The sequence below is a fragment of the Mesorhizobium sp. WSM4844 genome (assembly GCF_055811775.1).
The window spans coordinates 93,615-109,600 of the sequence record NZ_JBVVQB010000012.1 but is presented as its reverse complement, the minus strand read 5'-3'; the positions used below and the strand labels follow the sequence as shown (position 1 = coordinate 109,600).

22 protein-coding genes are annotated in these 15,986 nt (G+C 61.9%); 4 read left to right on the top strand and 18 right to left on the bottom strand.

The window, feature by feature from the left end; genetic code table 11:
- Positions 1-8: 8 nt before the first annotated feature.
- The 3 genes from AC0L2A_RS12790 to AC0L2A_RS12780 all read right to left on the bottom strand — a co-directional run bounded on the left by AC0L2A_RS12790 (position 9) and on the right by AC0L2A_RS12780 (position 3,182).
- A complete protein-coding gene (locus AC0L2A_RS12790) occupies positions 9-974 on the bottom strand; it encodes a phytanoyl-CoA dioxygenase family protein (protein WP_128167704.1) in 966 nt (321 codons plus the stop codon).
- 258 nt (positions 975-1,232) lie between these two features.
- The gene (locus tag AC0L2A_RS12785; RefSeq protein ID WP_473609108.1) at positions 1,233-2,060 is read right to left on the bottom strand and encodes an MBL fold metallo-hydrolase; all 828 of its coding nucleotides are present in this window, start codon (positions 2,058-2,060) and stop codon (positions 1,233-1,235) included.
- Between the two features lie 186 nt (positions 2,061-2,246).
- Positions 2,247-3,182, bottom strand: coding sequence for a cyclase family protein (locus tag AC0L2A_RS12780; RefSeq protein WP_473609107.1), 936 nt, complete (start codon positions 3,180-3,182; stop codon positions 2,247-2,249).
- Between AC0L2A_RS12780 and AC0L2A_RS12775 the strand changes: the two genes are divergently transcribed.
- Both AC0L2A_RS12775 and AC0L2A_RS12770 read left to right on the top strand, forming a co-directional pair.
- On the top strand, positions 3,175-3,321 hold the full coding sequence (locus AC0L2A_RS12775) for a hypothetical protein (protein WP_473609105.1): 147 nt from the start codon (positions 3,175-3,177) through the stop codon (positions 3,319-3,321). The genes AC0L2A_RS12780 and AC0L2A_RS12775 overlap by 8 nt on opposite strands.
- Before the next feature lie 162 nt (positions 3,322-3,483).
- Positions 3,484-3,726: a type II toxin-antitoxin system Phd/YefM family antitoxin gene (locus tag AC0L2A_RS12770; RefSeq protein ID WP_473609104.1), complete on the top strand. Its 243-nt coding sequence runs from the start codon at positions 3,484-3,486 to the stop codon at positions 3,724-3,726.
- Between the two features lie 20 nt (positions 3,727-3,746).
- Here AC0L2A_RS12770 and AC0L2A_RS12765 read toward each other — a convergent pair whose 3' ends face one another.
- The 3 genes from AC0L2A_RS12765 to AC0L2A_RS12755 all read right to left on the bottom strand — a co-directional run bounded on the left by AC0L2A_RS12765 (position 3,747) and on the right by AC0L2A_RS12755 (position 5,166).
- Positions 3,747-4,178 (bottom strand): plasmid maintenance toxin (PemK-like), encoded by a 432-nt coding sequence (locus AC0L2A_RS12765; protein ID WP_473609103.1) that lies wholly within the window; start codon positions 4,176-4,178, stop codon positions 3,747-3,749.
- Entirely contained in the window at positions 4,165-4,458 is a 294-nt protein-coding gene (locus AC0L2A_RS12760) for a type II toxin-antitoxin system Phd/YefM family antitoxin (RefSeq protein WP_473609145.1), read from the bottom strand. Before AC0L2A_RS12760 ends, AC0L2A_RS12765 begins: the two co-directional genes overlap by 14 nt.
- Before the next feature lie 201 nt (positions 4,459-4,659).
- Positions 4,660-5,166 (bottom strand): glycosyltransferase, encoded by a 507-nt coding sequence (locus tag AC0L2A_RS12755; protein ID WP_236369788.1) that lies wholly within the window; start codon positions 5,164-5,166, stop codon positions 4,660-4,662.
- Between the two features lie 150 nt (positions 5,167-5,316).
- On the opposite strand from AC0L2A_RS12755, the gene AC0L2A_RS12750 reads away from it, so the two are divergent.
- Positions 5,317-6,471, top strand: coding sequence for a PA0069 family radical SAM protein (locus AC0L2A_RS12750; protein WP_027152303.1), 1,155 nt, complete (start codon positions 5,317-5,319; stop codon positions 6,469-6,471).
- A gap of 155 nt (positions 6,472-6,626) precedes the next feature.
- Positions 6,627-7,322 carry a ribonuclease HII gene (locus AC0L2A_RS12745; protein WP_128179834.1) on the top strand — a complete coding sequence of 232 codons (696 nt, stop codon included), beginning with the start codon at positions 6,627-6,629 and terminating at the stop codon, positions 7,320-7,322.
- Between the two features lie 36 nt (positions 7,323-7,358).
- Here the strand turns inward: AC0L2A_RS12745 and AC0L2A_RS12740 are convergent, their stop codons facing one another.
- The 12 genes from AC0L2A_RS12740 to AC0L2A_RS12685 all read right to left on the bottom strand — a co-directional run bounded on the left by AC0L2A_RS12740 (position 7,359) and on the right by AC0L2A_RS12685 (position 15,870).
- Positions 7,359-7,850 carry a F0F1 ATP synthase subunit B gene (locus AC0L2A_RS12740; protein ID WP_023799395.1) on the bottom strand — a complete coding sequence of 164 codons (492 nt, stop codon included), beginning with the start codon at positions 7,848-7,850 and terminating at the stop codon, positions 7,359-7,361.
- 10 nt (positions 7,851-7,860) lie between these two features.
- Positions 7,861-8,460: a F0F1 ATP synthase subunit B gene (locus AC0L2A_RS12735; RefSeq protein WP_473609101.1), complete on the bottom strand. Its 600-nt coding sequence runs from the start codon at positions 8,458-8,460 to the stop codon at positions 7,861-7,863.
- A 77-nt stretch (positions 8,461-8,537) separates the two neighbouring features.
- A complete protein-coding gene (locus AC0L2A_RS12730) occupies positions 8,538-8,762 on the bottom strand; it encodes a F0F1 ATP synthase subunit C (protein ID WP_023799397.1) in 225 nt (74 codons plus the stop codon).
- Between the two features lie 82 nt (positions 8,763-8,844).
- On the bottom strand, positions 8,845-9,603 hold the full coding sequence (locus AC0L2A_RS12725) for a F0F1 ATP synthase subunit A (protein WP_077381387.1): 759 nt from the start codon (positions 9,601-9,603) through the stop codon (positions 8,845-8,847).
- Between the two features lie 70 nt (positions 9,604-9,673).
- A complete protein-coding gene (locus AC0L2A_RS12720) occupies positions 9,674-10,072 on the bottom strand; it encodes an AtpZ/AtpI family protein (protein WP_473609100.1) in 399 nt (132 codons plus the stop codon).
- A 242-nt stretch (positions 10,073-10,314) separates the two neighbouring features.
- Complete coding sequence (locus AC0L2A_RS12715; RefSeq protein WP_473609099.1) at positions 10,315-11,499, bottom strand: cell wall hydrolase; 1,185 nt, start codon at positions 11,497-11,499, stop codon at positions 10,315-10,317.
- Between the two features lie 289 nt (positions 11,500-11,788).
- Positions 11,789-12,679 carry an SDR family NAD(P)-dependent oxidoreductase gene (locus AC0L2A_RS12710; RefSeq protein ID WP_473520592.1) on the bottom strand — a complete coding sequence of 297 codons (891 nt, stop codon included), beginning with the start codon at positions 12,677-12,679 and terminating at the stop codon, positions 11,789-11,791.
- A complete protein-coding gene (locus tag AC0L2A_RS12705) occupies positions 12,676-13,455 on the bottom strand; it encodes a hypothetical protein (RefSeq protein WP_473609098.1) in 780 nt (259 codons plus the stop codon). The genes AC0L2A_RS12710 and AC0L2A_RS12705 overlap by 4 nt, the downstream gene beginning before the upstream one ends.
- 10 nt (positions 13,456-13,465) lie before the next feature.
- Positions 13,466-14,053 carry a protein-S-isoprenylcysteine O-methyltransferase gene (locus AC0L2A_RS12700; RefSeq protein WP_091596205.1) on the bottom strand — a complete coding sequence of 196 codons (588 nt, stop codon included), beginning with the start codon at positions 14,051-14,053 and terminating at the stop codon, positions 13,466-13,468.
- A gap of 157 nt (positions 14,054-14,210) precedes the next feature.
- Positions 14,211-14,795: a hypothetical protein gene (locus tag AC0L2A_RS12695; RefSeq protein ID WP_091596064.1), complete on the bottom strand. Its 585-nt coding sequence runs from the start codon at positions 14,793-14,795 to the stop codon at positions 14,211-14,213.
- Positions 14,796-14,934: 139 nt separating this feature from the next.
- Positions 14,935-15,072 carry an ABC transporter gene (locus AC0L2A_RS12690; protein ID WP_091596207.1) on the bottom strand — a complete coding sequence of 46 codons (138 nt, stop codon included), beginning with the start codon at positions 15,070-15,072 and terminating at the stop codon, positions 14,935-14,937.
- Between the two features lie 201 nt (positions 15,073-15,273).
- On the bottom strand, positions 15,274-15,870 hold the full coding sequence (locus AC0L2A_RS12685; RefSeq protein ID WP_091596066.1) for a L,D-transpeptidase: 597 nt from the start codon (positions 15,868-15,870) through the stop codon (positions 15,274-15,276).
- Positions 15,871-15,986 lie beyond the last annotated feature (116 nt).

The window sequence follows — 15,986 nt, the reverse complement described above, 5'->3', positions numbered from 1 at the left end:
GCCGAAAATCACCGAATAACCGGCTCGCCGTGGAATCGCCGGCGCGAGGGCGGCGATACGCCGAAGCCGACTTCCATCATCAGCCGCGGCTTGCGCGTCGGGACGGTGCCCATGTGGAAGCCGAAGGGATCCTCGACGAAGCCCGATCCCGCCTCGCCGGTCAGCGTAATCGGACTCTGCGCGCCGTAGACATTCAGAACCTCTTCCGCGGGATGGCCGACGAGGAGCGTCAACTGGTGCTTGAGGGTGCGGCGGTTGTGGCTGCCGCGGACATAGACATGGGGGCCAGTCTCGGCATCGACCGGATTGAGATAGAAGAAGAATTTCAGCATCCGCCAATCGTCGAGATCGAAGTGGTACTTGCCAAGCGACGCCAGGTTCTTCTCTGCGTCGGAGGCGGAGCTCGTCGGAAAGCTCCACCAGACGCGCGTGGTGATCAGCTTCGCCTGGCTGCCGAGATAATGGGCGGCGATGTCGAGAAGCAGCGGATCGCGCTGTACGGTAAGCGCAGCGTTACAGTCGAGGATCCGCTCGAAAAAGTGGCCGCTGAGCAAGGGACGGCCGAAGCGCTTCTCGGCCTCTGCGTGCTTTGCCGGCAGGAACTCCAGCCGACGGTCGAAATTACCGAAGCAAGGCGTGCGCTGCGCGAAGCTGGCGATCTCCTCGTGAATCGACTGCGGCAGCGCAAGTCCGGAAAAGAGCCCGTCCGAGCGGAGCGCGCCGACCACCGCATCACGGTCGATGCCAGTGAACACCGTTTCCTGGACTTCTTGTGCCGGTCGAACCGGTTTTGCGCCACGCCAATGCAACCGCCGCGCCGGCATGGTACGCGCCAGCATGAACATCGGCAGCCATGCCGGGTTCTCGCGAAGGTCCGACAGATAGGTCGGAATCCGCACGGCAATGCGGCGCAGCAGGCTGCCGTTTCGAGCGATCGACTCGAGGCTTGCAGCACCGGATTTGTCAGGGGTCATAAGGATCCTCAGCTGTGAGGGCGGCGCCGACGAAACGTCGGCCGCTCAACGCTCAGGCGTTACCCAAACCCGTCCGCCCGCATCACAGGAACGGTAATCCCCGGTCAGGCTTTGTGCAATGCACAATAAAAGGATCGCCCGGAATCCTTCTGGCAAGCTTGACGGAGCATTAACGCTCGTTGAGTTCGCGACAGCGCGTGATTTGAGCGAGGTGGAGTAGTGAGGCCGCGCACAGCGGAGAAGGCCGCGACGAAGCGATCAAACACCTTCGAGGATGATGATCGTGGGCCGGTCAGGCAGCGTCTTCAGTGAGACCGTCAACGATCGGCCGGAGAGGAATTCCACCGCGAAATCGTCGCCCATCCTGCCTGTGAACTCACTGATCGGGGTCGCATGGCGATGCATCGGCAGGATCATCGAGGAATAGAGCCGCGTGGTGATTTCGGTCATCCGGTCGAGCGACAGCGTCATGCCGCCGTCGATCGGCACCATAAGGATATCGAGCCTGCCGATGGCGCCGTAATGCGCGTCCTCCAGCCGGTGATGCAGATGGCCGAGATGGCCGATGCAGAGTCCAGCCACTTCGAAAATGAAGATAGAATTGCCGTCCTTGCCGAGATCGCCGCCATTGCGGATATCCGTCGGCACGTTGCGGATATAGACATCGTCGACGACAAGCGCGTGGCGCGCCGGACCGCCGTCCGGATTCCAGCCGCGCAACACATATTCGATGCCGGGATCGACATGGTCCGAATAGTGGGTGCGGTGGGCCTTGTTCATAGTCACGACGCGCGGCAGAGGTTCAGCGCCGTAGACGCCGGAAAAGTCTGTGGCGATCCTGACGCCGGCGGGCGTCTCGATGACGTAGGTCGAATGGCCGGCATAGGTGATCGTAACGTCGCCGTCGACGAAAGCCTGGGCCAGCCGAGACGTCTGCGCCTTTGGCGCTGTGAAGCTGGCAAAGGTGGCCGACGGCAGCGCTTCAGCGATCGCAACGCATCTCGACGGCGGCGGCTCTTCCTGGGCCGAAGCCGCGAACGGCCAGAAAGCCAGGGTCAGCAGAACAGCGGCGGACAGGCGGAGCAAGGCTGTCTCCCATGGCAGGATTGGCGCACGTGCCACGATAGCGCCAGCAATTGTGATGACTATCGTCGGGACAGTCACGTTTTCGCGAGCGCGGAGGAGCTGATCGTCTGGACCTTTGTCCCGACTTGCGCGACAAATCGCGTGGAATGCGCCATGGCCCGGGCTCCTGACTGACATCGCCAGTGATCAGGGTGTCGGGCGGAAGACGCCGTTCTCGTCGCGCTTGAGCGGCGCGGTTTGCCGGGAAAGCGGCGCACCAGGCGCTTCGGTGACCGAGACGCCCTCGGTCCAGTCGGCGGGTGCAATCGCGATGTAACGCGCGTATCCGCCTGACCCGCCGAGCGGCTTGGCGAAGCCGATTGTGACCAACGCACCGGCCTCTGGCACCTTGTCGAGATTTGCAACGCCTTCTGCCTGAGTGAAATCGTTGTGAAGCAGCCAGTGTTCGCCTTCGAGATTGGGCGTGGTGTCAGTGTCGAGCGGCTCATGACCATGAAACAGGATCTTCCGCTCCAGGTGCAGGAATTTCAGTGCGTTCAAACTGACCCCTGGAAACGGTTTTTGGTTGAAGCGGGCGGCATCGGACCATTTCCTGTACCAATCCGAACGCACGAAGACGACTGAACCTTCTGGTATGCGGCCGTGCCGCTTTTCCCACTCCTCGATGTCGGCGACCTGGAGGTGATAGCCTTCGTCAGTCCGCACCTTGCCGCTGATGTCGATGACGACGAGCGGCCGCACGGCATAGGTGGCCGGCAGGTCGCTGATCGTTGCGCCGAGCGGGTTCCAGTGGGAGGGCGGATCGAGCTGCGTGCCATATTGGTCCGTCGTCAACTCGTAGGCGCTCGCGACAAACCCGTGCTTGTCGTAAGTGAACTCTTCGCCGGCCTTGACGTAGCCATCGATGTCCTTCCCGGCGACAGCCGGCCTGAACCTGGCATTGGCGAAGCCCGGCCATACCGGCTGCACCGGCTCGAAGGCGTGGGTCAGATCGATGTACTTGGCCGATTTGAGCGTGTTCTCATAAACCGACCAAAGCGACGATTCCTGCGCCACCGCGATCGCCGGTACTGACCAGGCGGCTGCAAGCAAGGCGATACGAACGAATTTGGATATGTTCATCTGCGATCTCCCCGAAATCTCGCCGAGTATCGCGAGTTTCCCGCAGGACGACAAGCATATGCATTCCTCCCACGAATATCGCGCCAATGCGGATTCCATCATGTCCGGCCATCACCGCATGCAGGAGTTCGTCGGCTGATCCAATTTGCTTCAATCGCTCCGGATAATTGTCGTAAGTTCAAGCCTTGACCAACACGGACCAACACGGAAAATCGCGCCACCGTCGTCTAAAATTCCCGATTGCCGTTCTGCCCACACGCCGCTCGACGACGGCTCTGACGCGCGACCTCAGGAGAGAACCATGACCATCACTGTCAAGGTCGGAGAGGCCAAGACACACCTGTCAAATCTGCTGGCCAAGGTCGAAGCCGGCGAAGAAGTCATCATTTCGCGCGGCAAAGAACCGATCGCGAAACTGAGCCGAATCCCCAAGCACAACGATATGGGCGCCCTGATCGAAGAAGTCCGCGCCGCGCGGGCCAGGGCCAAGCCCGTCACCGCCGAGGAGGTTCTGGCATGGAAGCATGACAGCCATCGCTACTGATGGTCTTCGTCCTTGATGCCTCACGCAGTGCGCGGCGTGCTCTTGTGCGCCTGGCCTGTCGCGATGGCGATAAACCGGCGCTTGACGGCGGCAAACAAAGCCGGCGGCAGCGGTCCATAATAGCCGCTCTCCGTCTCCAGCGGCCGGATGTCGGGGCCGGGCCAAGCGAACCGGTTGCTTTCCGTCAAAACGACCCACGACCGCTCGCCGTCAAGCCTCAAGCGCAGCTTGACCACGGCCGGGATCTCAATGGCATCATCAGGATCGGACGGCGGCGTGTGGGTGATCGGCAGGACCCGAACGACCGGTGAGCCGTCCTCCTGCATGGCAACCAGCGCCAGCACGAGGCAGGGCCGATCCTTGTCGCCTTCCTCGCGCCCCTTGCGGTGTTGCCAATGCCAGAGATAAGAATAACGAAAGACGTGGCCGACCTTGATTTCAGCCGGCAGCATTTTTTGCTGTCAGGCTTTTTGTCCCGGTGAGTTCCTCATTGAGATGGTCGAGACCCGGATCCATTTCGGAGGCTTCGACCGCGGCGATCTCGTCCGCGCTGAGTTCTGCTGTCAACTCGACCCGCCGATCGCGCTTCGACAACCGGACAAAATCTTCGTAAGCCAGCAACACGGTGCGCGGGCGGCCGTTCTTGGTGATGATGACCGGATCGCGGACCGCGACATCTTGATAGGCTCCGAAGTTTTTCGAGACGGCGGCGGCGGTGACGGTGGTGGTCATCGGCGAGGCTCCTTTGTTCCGGAATATACGGGCTTTACGGGCTTTACGCAATACACAGAGGTCGGCAACCCGATCCACGCGTCACATCATCCCGCCTAACTCCGGATAAACTGCGGTCTCGTAGAAGACGACCTCGGCGGAGAACTACCGCAGCAAAGGACGCGACCTTCCCTCGCCCGCTGGCCGGCAAAGAGACGACCGTCACTTCACCGGCGCGACCCAGATTTCGGCGTCGAGCCTCTTGGTCGCAAGACCGCGGGCGATGGCCTCGGTGCTGCGGGCGTTTTTCGATAGAGCCGCGGCCTGACGCTTGCTGATCACCAGCCCTTCGGCCAGTGCCCGGTTTCGCGAAAACACCCGCGACAGGAACGGGACGCGGCTGCCGCGCGCCCGCGAGAATCGCGCCGGCATGGTTTGCCTGGCGGTGTGGGCGACGACCTCGTCGATCCAGCCCTCGCCTAACCGCGCGCCCGGCTCCAGCAGCAGCAGCCAGTCGCCCTTGGCCTGCCTGATGCCGGCAGCGATGCCGCCGCTCGCCACATAAAGGCAGCCGGCATGTTCGGCAACGCGGTGCGTCTGGTCGGTCGAGCCGGTGTCGCAGACGATGACGTCGCGCACCACGCCCTCGACCGCGCCGCCGATCAGCGAGGCGAGCGTGCGGGCAAGTCTTTCCTCGTCATTCAGGGTCTGGATGAGAACGCTGAGCATCGTTAGCCGAATAGCGGAAAGCCGGGCACAGCGCCAGTTTTTGCGTCGCCCCATAAAAATGTTCTTGCTTTGTTCCAACGGATAAATAGGATTATTTTCATGAACAGAGCGATTCGACAGCCAGCCGACAGTCCCTGGGAGAGGGCGAAAATGGAACAGATCGTGCGTGCCGACATTGCTGCCTTCGGGGCTGGAAGAGCCGAGATGGCCAATGCAATGATCGAGCAGAGTGGCGTCCGTATCCGTCCGGAGCGCAATCGCGGCCGGTCCGCCGGCATCAACCCGTCCGGCCGGTTCGAGCCGGTCAGCCGGCATGTGTTCGACGATGGCTGGAATTCGCTTGAGGAGTTGCCGCCGTTCAAGACCGAGGTGCAGGTCGAGAAGCCGCGCACCATCGTCACCCGCAACGAATCGCCCGACATTTCCTTCGACCGCTCGATCAATCCGTATCGCGGCTGCGAACATGGCTGCGTCTATTGTTTCGCGCGGCCGACGCACAGCTTCATGGGCCTGTCGCCGGGACTGGATTTCGAATCGAAGCTGTTCGCCAAGCCGGATGCGGCGCGGCTGCTCGACAAGGAATTGTCGAAGGACGGCTACCAGCCGCGCACCATTGCCATCGGCACCAACACCGATCCCTATCAGCCGATCGAGAAGCAGTACCGGATCATGCGCGAGATCCTCGAAGTGCTGGAGGCGCGCGGCCACCCGGTCGGCATCGTCACCAAATCCGCGCTGGTGACGCGCGACATCGACATTCTGTCGCGCATGGCCGAACGCGGGCTGGCCAAGGTGGCGCTGTCGGTGACGACGCTCGACCGTATGCTGGCCAGAACGATGGAGCCGCGCGCGTCGACGCCGACCAAGCGGCTGGAGGCGATCAGGCAGCTTTCTGATGCCGGCATTCCGGCCTCGGTCATGGTCGCTCCGATCATCCCCGGCCTGACCGATCAGGAGATGGAACGTATCCTCGATTCGGCACGTGCGGCAGGAGCGCGCGAGGCCGGTTACGTCCTGCTGCGCCTGCCGCTGGAGGTCGCGCCGATCTTCAAGGATTGGCTGCTGCGTCATTATCCGGACCGCTACCGTCACGTCATGTCGCTGATCCGCTCGATGCGCGACGGCAAGGATTACGATTCGGAATGGGGCAAGCGCATGAAAGGCTCCGGCCCCTATGCCTGGCAGATCGGCCGGCGCTTCGAGATCGCCGCCAAACGGCTTGGCCTCAACGCCGAGCGGCGGTCGCTCAGGACCGACCAGTTCGTCGCCGCAGCCAAGGCAACCGAGCAACTGATGCTGCTTTGAAGACATCGTCTGCCGCCGCTGCCGGCGGCAGATGAAAAAATCCCGTCCAGCCTGTCCTGTCCCCGGGCCTGCAGACGGTGCCCTCCGGGTCCGGTGCCTCACCCGACCCGGAGGGGCTTGCGGAGAATCGGAGCCGATGCGAACCTCGCCGCAACATGGCTCGCGCGCGTTCTGATTCTCCGCTTCTCTTCGAAATCGTTGAGAGACCCGATTTCTCCTTCGAGACGAAGGCGATGGCCGAAGGCCTGTGGCCGGTGGCGGGAATGGACGAGGCCGGGCGCGGCCCACTGGCCGGGCCGGTCGTCGCGGCAGCGGTAGTGCTCGATCCCGCCAACATTCCCGACGGTCTCGACGATTCCAAGCGCCTCAGCCACCTGCAGCGCGAGGCGCTGTTCCTGAAAATCCTTGGCTCCGCTCTTGCCGTGTCGATGGCCTCGGTCAGCGCGGAAGGCATCGATGGCAGTAATATTCTCAAGGCCAGCCTCGAGGCGATGCGCCGCGCCTTGGTCGGGCTCTCGGTGCAGCCAAAGCTGGCCCTGGCCGACGGCCGCGACGTGCCGCCCGGACTGCCATGCGAAGGCAGAGCGCTGATCAAGGGCGACCAGCGCTCGCAGTCGATCGCCGCCGCCTCGATCGTCGCCAAGGTGATGCGCGACCGCATGATGTGCGGCTGCGGCAGCCATCACGCGCTTTACGGTTTCGAGCTCCATATGGGCTACGCCACGGTCCGCCACCGCACGGCGATCGAGGTGCATGGACCGGTGGCGCGACTGCACCGCGCGTCCTTCGCACCGTTCCGGCTTGGCGGAACCGAAGTGCTCGACGAAGAGAGTTTTTCCGGTCTGGATTGAGCGCTTTCTCCCCCCTTGAGGGGGAGATTACCCGGCTTAATTCAGTCTGGACTTGACGTCCTGAAGCGAGGCCTGGAACAGGTCGGCGCCCGCCTTGGCGTCAATCTTGGCGGCGAGCAGCGTGCGGGCGGCTTCGACGGCGATATCGACGGCACTGGCCCGCACTTCGCCGATCGCCTCGCGCTCTGCCTGACCGATCTTCTGTTCGGCAAGCGCGGTGCGCCGGGTGACATAGTCCTCGGTCTTCTTGTGCGCCTCGGCAGCCAGCATGTCGGCCTCGCGCTTGGCGGCGGCGACGATGTCGGCGGCCTCCTGCTCGGCTTCCTTGCGCTTGCGCTGGTATTGGCCGAGCAGTTGCTGGGCCTCCTCGCGCAGCCGACGCGCTTCTTCAAGCTCGTTGCTGATCTTGTCGGCGCGGGCGTCGAGCGCCTTGGCGATCAGCTTAGGCACCTTGACGTAGACGGCAATGGCCAGAAAAATGACGAGGGCAACGGTGGCCCAAAGCGTCGCGAGTGATGTGGCGTCCATGATGCGCTCCTCACCGGGCCACGGATTTGACGGCTGCCGCGATCTCGGCCTTGCTGGCCTTGCCGCCGACAAGCGCCTCGACGATTGCCGAAGCCGTGTCCTCGGCGATCGTGCCGACTTCCTTCATGGCATTGGCCTTGATGGTCGAAATGCGAGCCTCGGCTTCGCCAAGCTTCTGGTCAAGCGCTGCCTCGACCTTCTTGCGGGCGGCTTCGGCTTCCGCCTTGGCGGCATCGTTGGCCTGCCGGCCGATCGCATTGGCCTTGGTCTTGGCCTCCGCCAGTTCCTGCTCATAGGCGGCAACGGCGGCATCGGCCTCGCCCTTCAGCCTGGCGGCATGGTCGAGGTCCTGGGTGATGCGGTCGTTGCGGACATCGATGATGCCGCCAACACGCGGCATCACCACCTTCTTCAGGAACAGGTAGAACAGCCCGAAGGTGATCGCCAGCCACAGAAGCTGCGACGGGAATGTCGCCGGATCGAATGGCGGGAACACGCCGTGCGCCTCGGCAGGCACACCGGTGCCGGAATGCGTATCGCCTTCCGTGCCGGTATGGCCGCCTTCGACGGCGGGCGCGGACTCTTGCGCAAAGGCAGATGTCACGAACATCGACTATCCCCTGATGTCAGGCCTGCCGCCGATTTGCGGCCGGCCCTTCCAATTCCCAATGTTAGCCGAACAGGGGCTCAGCCGAACAGGGCCAAAAGCGCGATGAGCAGGGAGAAGATGCCCAGCGCTTCAGTCACGGCGAAGCCGAAGATCAGGCGGCCGAACTGGCCATCCGCGGCCGACGGGTTGCGCAGCGCGCCCGCCAGATAGCTGCCGAAGATATTGCCAAGGCCAATACCGGCGCCACCCATGCCGAGGCATGCGATGCCGGCGCCGATGAACTTTGCTGCTTCTGCTTCCATGTGTTCAACTCCTTTGGATCTAAAAATTCCGTTGCGATTTCTATCCCGGCAGCAGGGCCGGAAACTCTTGGGTCAACCTGGGTCAGTGCCCGGGATGCAGGGCGTCGTTCAGATACATGCAAGTCAGCACGGCAAAGACGTAGGCCTGCAGGAAGGCGACCAGCAGCTCCAGCGCCGTCAGCGCCACGGCCATCGCCAGCGGCAGGACCGATCCGGCAATGCCGAGCGTGCCAAGCGCGCTCAAGCTCACCACGAAGCCCGAGAACACCTTCAGCGTGATGTGGCCGGCCAGCATGTTGGCGAACAGACGAACCGAGAGGCTGACCGGGCGCGATACGAAGGAAATCACCTCGATCAGCACCACCAGCGGCAGCAGGTAAACCGGCACGCCATGCGGCACGAACAGTTTCAGGAAACCAAGGCCATGCTTCATGAAGCCGTAGACGACGACGGTTCCGATCACCAGCGCGGCAAGGCCGAAGGTGACGATGATATGGCTTGTGACGGTGAAGAAATATGGAAAAAGACCGAGCAGATTGGCAACGAGCACGAACATGAACAGCGAAAATACCAAGGGAAAAAACTTCATGCCTTGGGTTCCGGCTGCGTCCCTCAGCATGTTGCCGACGAATTCGTAGGCCATTTCCGAGACCGACTGAAGACGGCTGGGAACGAGGCTGCGGCTCGAGGTGCTGAGATAGAGGAACGCCGAGGCAACGGCGACGGTCGCGACCATGAAGAGCGCCGAATTGGTGAACGACAGGTCGTAGCCGCCGATCTCGATCGGAATCAGCTTGTTGATATGGAACTGGTGGATCGGATCGACCTTGTCAGCAGCCACTTTAAATCCCCATCAAAGCCGCGCGCGGCTTTAGTGTCCTGTTCACTGCGCCGGCAAGCGGCGCCTCAAGTCATTCTTTCGGATCGCGGGCTTTGTCGCCCTGCCCGAATTCCGCCATAAGTCCCGCGGAGCGCAGGACATTGAGCACGCCGGCGCCAAAACCGAGCAGCAAAAAAACGATCATACCCCATGGCGATGTCCCCGCCACACGGTCGATGATCCAGCCAAGACCCGCACCAACCACTATCCCGGCGATGAATTCGCTGGATAGCTTGAGCGCCTGGCCATATCCGGCCGCACTGCCCGCTTTCGCGTCGTCTTTCCCCTCGAGCCGGTCCGGCCGCCTTGTCGCAAGCGATGCTTCAAGGTCGCGCCGGCGGCGCTCAAGATCGTCGTCGCGGATATCGGCTTGACGCTGTTTGCCGCGGCCGGTTTCTCCGGTTCCGTCTGGCCCATTCTCGTCGGCCATCGCAACCCCCTTGCCCGGTCAGATCGTCACCGTCCGTCCGCTCTTAAGTCGCCGGCAACATAGTTAGAGGGTCCCCGCCCGTCAAGCCACGGGCAGGACTTCAGCGTCAAGTATTTTTCCAATGAAAATCAATAGCTTGCCAGGGTGCGACATCGTGCCCGCTACCTCTGCTGGCGTGCCGCAGCCGAATCCCTGCGGCGACGGGTCTTGGATCGGCCGCGCCCGGGGCCTTGGCGGGGCGCTCAGCTCCAGCCGCCGCCGTAGGTGCGGTAAAAGATATGCAGGCCGATCCTGGTCATTTTTTTCATCGTCCGCGCCCAACCCGGGTTGACGTAGTTGGCGTAGTAATGGGTCGACGATCCGACTTCCGGGATGAAGATCTTGCCGGCAGTGACCGCCATGGCGATGTCCTGCGCGGTCTTGTAATGGGCCGGACTCTGGATGCGCTTCTTCCTGCCGTCGCAGGCGAAGGAAAACTGGCAACGATTGAACCATTTGTCGTTCTGATAGACGACGCCGCAGATCGAGTTCGGATAGGCCGGATTGCGAACGCGATTGAGGATGACCTGGGCGACGGCGGCTTGGCCGCGCACCGTTTCCCCGCGCGCCTCGAAATAGATGCCGTTGGCGAGGCAAGTCTGTTCCGCTTTGGAGAAGACGCTCGCCGGCAGCGGAGTTTGCATCCACGAATGATCGCCCTTGGCCACCGGCGGAATGAAGCGGCCATCGTTCGGCTTCTCGTCCCGAAGCAAGGCCTCGAAGGGCGAAGCCTGGGCATAGTCAGGCGCGGCCGCTGCGTAGGCGGTCGCCAGGACGTCGGGTCGGTCGTTGTTGACCAGTGCGGCCAGCATGGCCGGCACGCCGGGATCCGGCTTCTTGTCGACGCGTCTATGGAACGCGGCGGCAATCTGGATCTCCTTGCCTTTGATCTCGGGCTTGGCGAACGCCATCTTCAGCCCGCTGTCCATGCTCGGGCGAAGCAGCGAGGAGGTGCGCTCAAACACCGAGCCGGCATTGAAGTTCTTCGGCGGCGCGACCGGCGAGACGATGATGATGCGGCCCTTCTTGTCGGCGCGCATGATGCGGTCCTCGTCGGGCGTCGTGCTGGCCACGCTGCCCTTGCCGCGAAACGACACGGCGCCGATGCCGGGCAACCGGACGCCGGAACCCGAGATCGAGCCGGTGATGTCCGAATCGAGGAAAGGCATTTCGGCGGCATGGACCGAGCCGGCGACGGATTTCTCGACATAGGCGTTCCAGCGGGCGTTCGGCGCCTTGAGACCGGAAACCAGGCTCGTCATGTCCTGGTAGGCGATGACATTGGGAAAGCCGACCCAGATGCCAAGTCCAATGACCAGAGGAGACAGAAAGGAACGTCTTTTCTCACCGGCGAAAGCGACAAGCCGCTTCAAAACACGTCGATGCACGGAACTCTCCAGAAACGCAACGGACCCCACTGGAGAGGCACGATGATGCATTAACCTTGATGGGGCGTTAACGGAGGTCGACAGCGCCAATCATTTCAAAGGCTTTTGTTGGAAACGGCTGCAACGGTCGCAATACCCGCTCCGCAGAGCGCTGTTGAGAGATGCAGGAGCCTCCTCCATGCCATCAACATGCTTAACGGCTATGCCACGTACATGCTTAACGGCCCGCCATCGGCGAGCGGTCTCTTGCTTCAATGAGGTTTTTCCGTGGCGTGCTGGTCCGGTCAGGTCAAGGGGTAATTCCCCGAGGGCCCCGGCGCAGCTGGATCTGGCGGGCACCGCAGCATTTCTTGAACTTCAACCCTGAACCGCAAGGACATTGATCATTGCCGCTGCGTTGCAGCCGGCCGACCAGGGGCAGCATCGCTGCGGAAGGCAGGAGCGTCGCCGCAAGGGCCACCAACTTGGCCGAGATTCCCGGCACGACCAAGCGACGACCCGATTTGAACCCTCGCCACGCCCGTTCGGCCACATACTGCGCATCCACCTTGGGCAAGACGTTGAAGAGCACCGTCTGATTGGCGCCTGACCTTGCGAGAAACTCCGTCGACACCGGGCCAGGCGCCACGCATGTGACCGTCACACCGGTTCGGCGCACCTCCTGGTGAAGCGCCTCTGAGAAGAAGCGCACGAAACCTTTGCTGGCGAAGTACAGAGCCATATAAGGCCCGGGGAGGAACCCGGCCACGGAACTAAGATTGAGCACCCCGCCCCGTCGGCGCGCCACCATTGCGGGCAGAAAATGGAGGGTCAGTTCTGTGAGGGAATGTATGTTGAGATCGATTATGCCGAGTTGACCATCAACAGGCAGCGCCGTCGTCGCGCCGCGCAAGCCATAGCCGGCGCTGTTGACCAGGACATCGCAGACCAGGCCATGTGCGGACAGAAAGCCCTCCAGGCGCGTTGGCGCGTCGCCTGCCACGAGATCCAATTCGAGCGTGAAGGCCTCGCCACCCGCCTGCCGAACCTCAGACGCCGCGGCGGCCAAGCCCTCGGGCGAGCGGGCAACCAGCACGATCGCGCCGCGCTCCCGTGCAGCGACGCCTGCAATTGCCCGGCCAATTCCACCCGAGCCGCCAATCACGACGACGGCCGGCCGCAATTCATGGTGCGAAATCACGTCGCGTTCCTTCGTATTGCGGGAGCGACAACATCCTGACCGAGCAGCACCACTTCATTGGCGACAGTGCCGTTCAGGATCTTTTCGAATCGCTCCAGTGCTCGTGCGACGTTCGCTCCGTCCATGACCCGGTGATCGTAGTGGATGCGGACATTCACCGATCCGTCGTTGCCGATCGGACCGTAGTTCAGAAGCGTGGTCAATGGTGTCAGCGGGTTGAGTGATTCCGCGCCGAGACCAGAATAGACGGACAGTTGGAAGGTACCGAAGTAATTTGCCCTTTGCCGGGCGATGTTCAACCCCAGCCACATAAGCAGCCACCTGACCGGCGCGGGCACAGCTGCCATGCGCAAGGCACGCCGGAACTCCGGGACCTCGAGGACCGGCCGTGACCGAGCCGCGTGGATGGCCGCCTCAAGTTGCGTGATGGAGTAGCGCTCCGGGCACTTGATGCAGCTCAGCAGAACGGCCGGCTCGCCTTCATATTCGCGCTCGTGGGCAATCGAGGCTACGCTTGCCGGATACTCGTAAAGCTGCGGCCAGGGCAACTTGACATAGGCGCGCCGCAGTTCCGGCATCTCGATGGCGAGAAGCGCATATCCTTTCAGGAAGATCGCGGTCCACGAGGGCCGGGTCTGCTGCGCCATTCTAGCCCTTATGAGTGGGCCGAGATTCATCTGACGCTGCACCGCGACCCGTGGCACGCCGATCGAAAACCTCATCAGATCGCCAACAAGGCGCCGGGGCGCCGAAAGCTTGAGGGCTCGGCCTCGCATCAAACGACCTCTAATAAAGATAAGGGATTATTCGCTTGGTCCTTTCCATATAGGCACGGTATTGCAAGCCTAAAGTCTCCAGCATCATACGCTCTTCCTTATCCACTCTCAGCAGGAAAAGCACGGCGAAACCAATCAAGCCGGATATGCCCGCAACCCAGTTCGGCAACAGAAAGAGCTGGCCGAGCCCCATAAGCAGGAACGAGGTGTACATCGGGTGACGGACCAGGGCGTATGGCCCGGCGCTAACCAGTTCGTGCCGTTCGCGAATCTCGAGCGTGATCGACCAGTTACGGCCAAGTACCTTGTGAGACATGCGAAAAATCCACAGCGCGGAGCAGAAGATGATGGTTCCGAGCGCCACCGACCACACGCTGGACGGATGGTCAGCCGCTGCGGGGATGCCGGTGGCGACATAGAAGCCAGGCAGGATCGCCAGGCCAAGGAGAGCCGAGGCAAGCCCGACGGTGTCGGAACTCGAGCGGCCGCCAGCTACAATCCGCACGCGCCTTGCCCGGCGCTCGAACGGATACCGGATCACATACCAGGCAACGAGGCCGATCACCCATATGATCTCGCCAAGTGAAGCTACAGAAATGGTCACTTCAGGTCACCGGAGCCTTTTCTCGATCTGGGACCACGATAGACCGTCGCAACGATGCCAGCGTCCGAAATGTCGACCGATAGACATTCAGAGCGCGCTCCTTTCGGAGTTGACCGGGCGAATGAGGCGAAAGCGGTTTGCCAATCGCATTTCAACCGCCGTTCATCTCCCGAAGGTTGGTTATGAATTGTTGCGGCCGGAGCCAGGTACCGGGGGTCTTATACCCCATCGATTTGGCGATGTCCGCTACGAATGCGTTGCAGTTGTAGAGCGAGGCGTGCCAAAGCGGAGAACTGGCCTGCAGCTTTCGTATGCTCGCGACGACTTTCCTGTATTCGGCTTCGGAAAGTAAAACGCGCCAGCTTGCCGACCGGTAGGCATCTTCGAGGTCGCCGTCCGTCCACCCGGTCGTGGCTGGCACAGGCGCCAAATGGCCGAGAACATAGACATTGGGATCATCGGACTTCGGAGCGAGCCCCGCAACTTCGGGGTTGACCATGCGTCCCGCCTGGTTCAGTCGTCCAAAAATCACGTAGGAATGGCCGTAGGTAAGGGCGTACCGGGAGCGGAACTCGATGAAATGCCGTTGGGCCGCGCGCGCCGGCATCGCCGCGGTACTCAGTGCCCGATTATTGGACACAAAAGTCGGCTGAGGCTTGTTGTCTTGCGACTGGCATGACGCCGCGACTAGCGCGAGCAGGGCCACAATTGCTGAACGGCCACTTACAAGCGTCATCTCATCCAGAACTCCGAGGACCGCAGACCTGCTGCCAGCCTATGCCCGTTAACCGCAGGTAGGCTGCGAATCCGGTGGCCCCTGCATATCGATAGGGAAGGGCCTGGCGGCCCTTCCCAAAATCTTCGAAAGCCGATGCTTACTTAATCACTGGCTCTTCTACGGCAACGGGTTCCGGCGGAGGAGCCTTCCCCTTTCCTTTACCGATCCCGTTCGCGCAGCCGCTCAGGCTGGTAACGGCGAGGGTAGCAACCATTACAATCAACATTCTGTTCATCAAGCAATCCTTTCCCCAGGGGCGGAACAGCCTATAGAATCGCCACAAATAAAAAATTACATGCAGCCCAACCAAGTTAGCTGCGATCTACACCAAAGCCTAGTGCAGAAATGACACAGTCGGCATTCGGTTGCAGCCGAAATCCTTGCGGTGACGTGCCGGCAGGTCTCACCATGCAACGGAGATCAGGCCTGCCCACCATCAAACCACCACCACCGTCGTGCCCAAAGGAGTCCGTTCGTAGAGGTCGATGATGTCGTCATTTGTCAAACGGATGCACCCGTTCGATACCGCTGTGCCTATCGTCCACGGCTCGTTTGTACCATGTATCCGGAAGTAGGTGTCGCGCCCGTTGCGATAGAGATAAAGGGCACGCGCACCAAGCGGGTTGTTTGGTCCGCCAGGGACCCCCCCGGCATACTTCACCAGGCGCGGCTTGCGCCTCATCATGCTGGTGGTGGGTGTCCACGACGGCCAGTCCGCCTTGCGGGCGATGGTCGCTGTACCCTTGAACGAAAGTCCCTGCTCGCCGACGCCGACGCCGTAGCGCGTCGCCCACCCGTCGGTCTCGACGGCATAGAGAAAACGTTGCGAAGTATCGACGACGATCGTTCCAGGCGGCTCGTTTCCGTCGTACCGCACCTGCCTCCGTCGGAAACGAGGATTGATGCCATCCCTTGGTCCGAACGCGGATGAAATCGGCTCCGTCACCTGTCGCAACGTCGACGTACATCCGGAGAGCATCAGAGCCAGAGTACCCAGCACGAGCCCCCGGCGCGCAATGTGGTGTTCTTCCATTTCTACCTGCTAGGAAACTGGTCGATCTACCGCCCCGCTCGTCTCTACCATTCCACGGCCTGCGGGCCAAGTCTCGCTGTGTGGCGGCAAAATGAATTCACAGGATTGACAAGCGA

Coding starts and splice junctions, on each gene's coding strand:
- AC0L2A_RS12790 (WP_128167704.1), bottom strand. CDS start 974: ATGACCCCTGACAAATCCGGTGCTGCAAGCCTCGAGTCGATCGCTCGA.
- AC0L2A_RS12780 (WP_473609107.1), bottom strand. CDS start 3,182: ATGAACATATCCAAATTCGTTCGTATCGCCTTGCTTGCAGCCGCCTGG.
- AC0L2A_RS12755 (WP_236369788.1), bottom strand. CDS start 5,166: ATGCTCAGCGTTCTCATCCAGACCCTGAATGACGAGGAAAGACTTGCC.
- AC0L2A_RS12765 (WP_473609103.1), bottom strand. CDS start 4,178: ATGCTGCCGGCTGAAATCAAGGTCGGCCACGTCTTTCGTTATTCTTAT.
- AC0L2A_RS12695 (WP_091596064.1), bottom strand. CDS start 14,795: ATGACGCTTGTAAGTGGCCGTTCAGCAATTGTGGCCCTGCTCGCGCTA.
- AC0L2A_RS12720 (WP_473609100.1), bottom strand. CDS start 10,072: ATGGCCGACGAGAATGGGCCAGACGGAACCGGAGAAACCGGCCGCGGC.
- AC0L2A_RS12735 (WP_473609101.1), bottom strand. CDS start 8,460: ATGTTCGTGACATCTGCCTTTGCGCAAGAGTCCGCGCCCGCCGTCGAA.
- AC0L2A_RS12760 (WP_473609145.1), bottom strand. CDS start 4,458: ATGACCACCACCGTCACCGCCGCCGCCGTCTCGAAAAACTTCGGAGCC.
- AC0L2A_RS12745 (WP_128179834.1), top strand. CDS start 6,627: ATGGCTCGCGCGCGTTCTGATTCTCCGCTTCTCTTCGAAATCGTTGAG.
- AC0L2A_RS12750 (WP_027152303.1), top strand. CDS start 5,317: ATGGAACAGATCGTGCGTGCCGACATTGCTGCCTTCGGGGCTGGAAGA.
- AC0L2A_RS12705 (WP_473609098.1), bottom strand. CDS start 13,455: ATGCGAGGCCGAGCCCTCAAGCTTTCGGCGCCCCGGCGCCTTGTTGGC.
- AC0L2A_RS12730 (WP_023799397.1), bottom strand. CDS start 8,762: ATGGAAGCAGAAGCAGCAAAGTTCATCGGCGCCGGCATCGCATGCCTC.
- AC0L2A_RS12685 (WP_091596066.1), bottom strand. CDS start 15,870: ATGGAAGAACACCACATTGCGCGCCGGGGGCTCGTGCTGGGTACTCTG.
- AC0L2A_RS12775 (WP_473609105.1), top strand. CDS start 3,175: ATGTTCATCTGCGATCTCCCCGAAATCTCGCCGAGTATCGCGAGTTTC.
- AC0L2A_RS12690 (WP_091596207.1), bottom strand. CDS start 15,072: ATGAACAGAATGTTGATTGTAATGGTTGCTACCCTCGCCGTTACCAGC.
- AC0L2A_RS12740 (WP_023799395.1), bottom strand. CDS start 7,850: ATGGACGCCACATCACTCGCGACGCTTTGGGCCACCGTTGCCCTCGTC.
- AC0L2A_RS12770 (WP_473609104.1), top strand. CDS start 3,484: ATGACCATCACTGTCAAGGTCGGAGAGGCCAAGACACACCTGTCAAAT.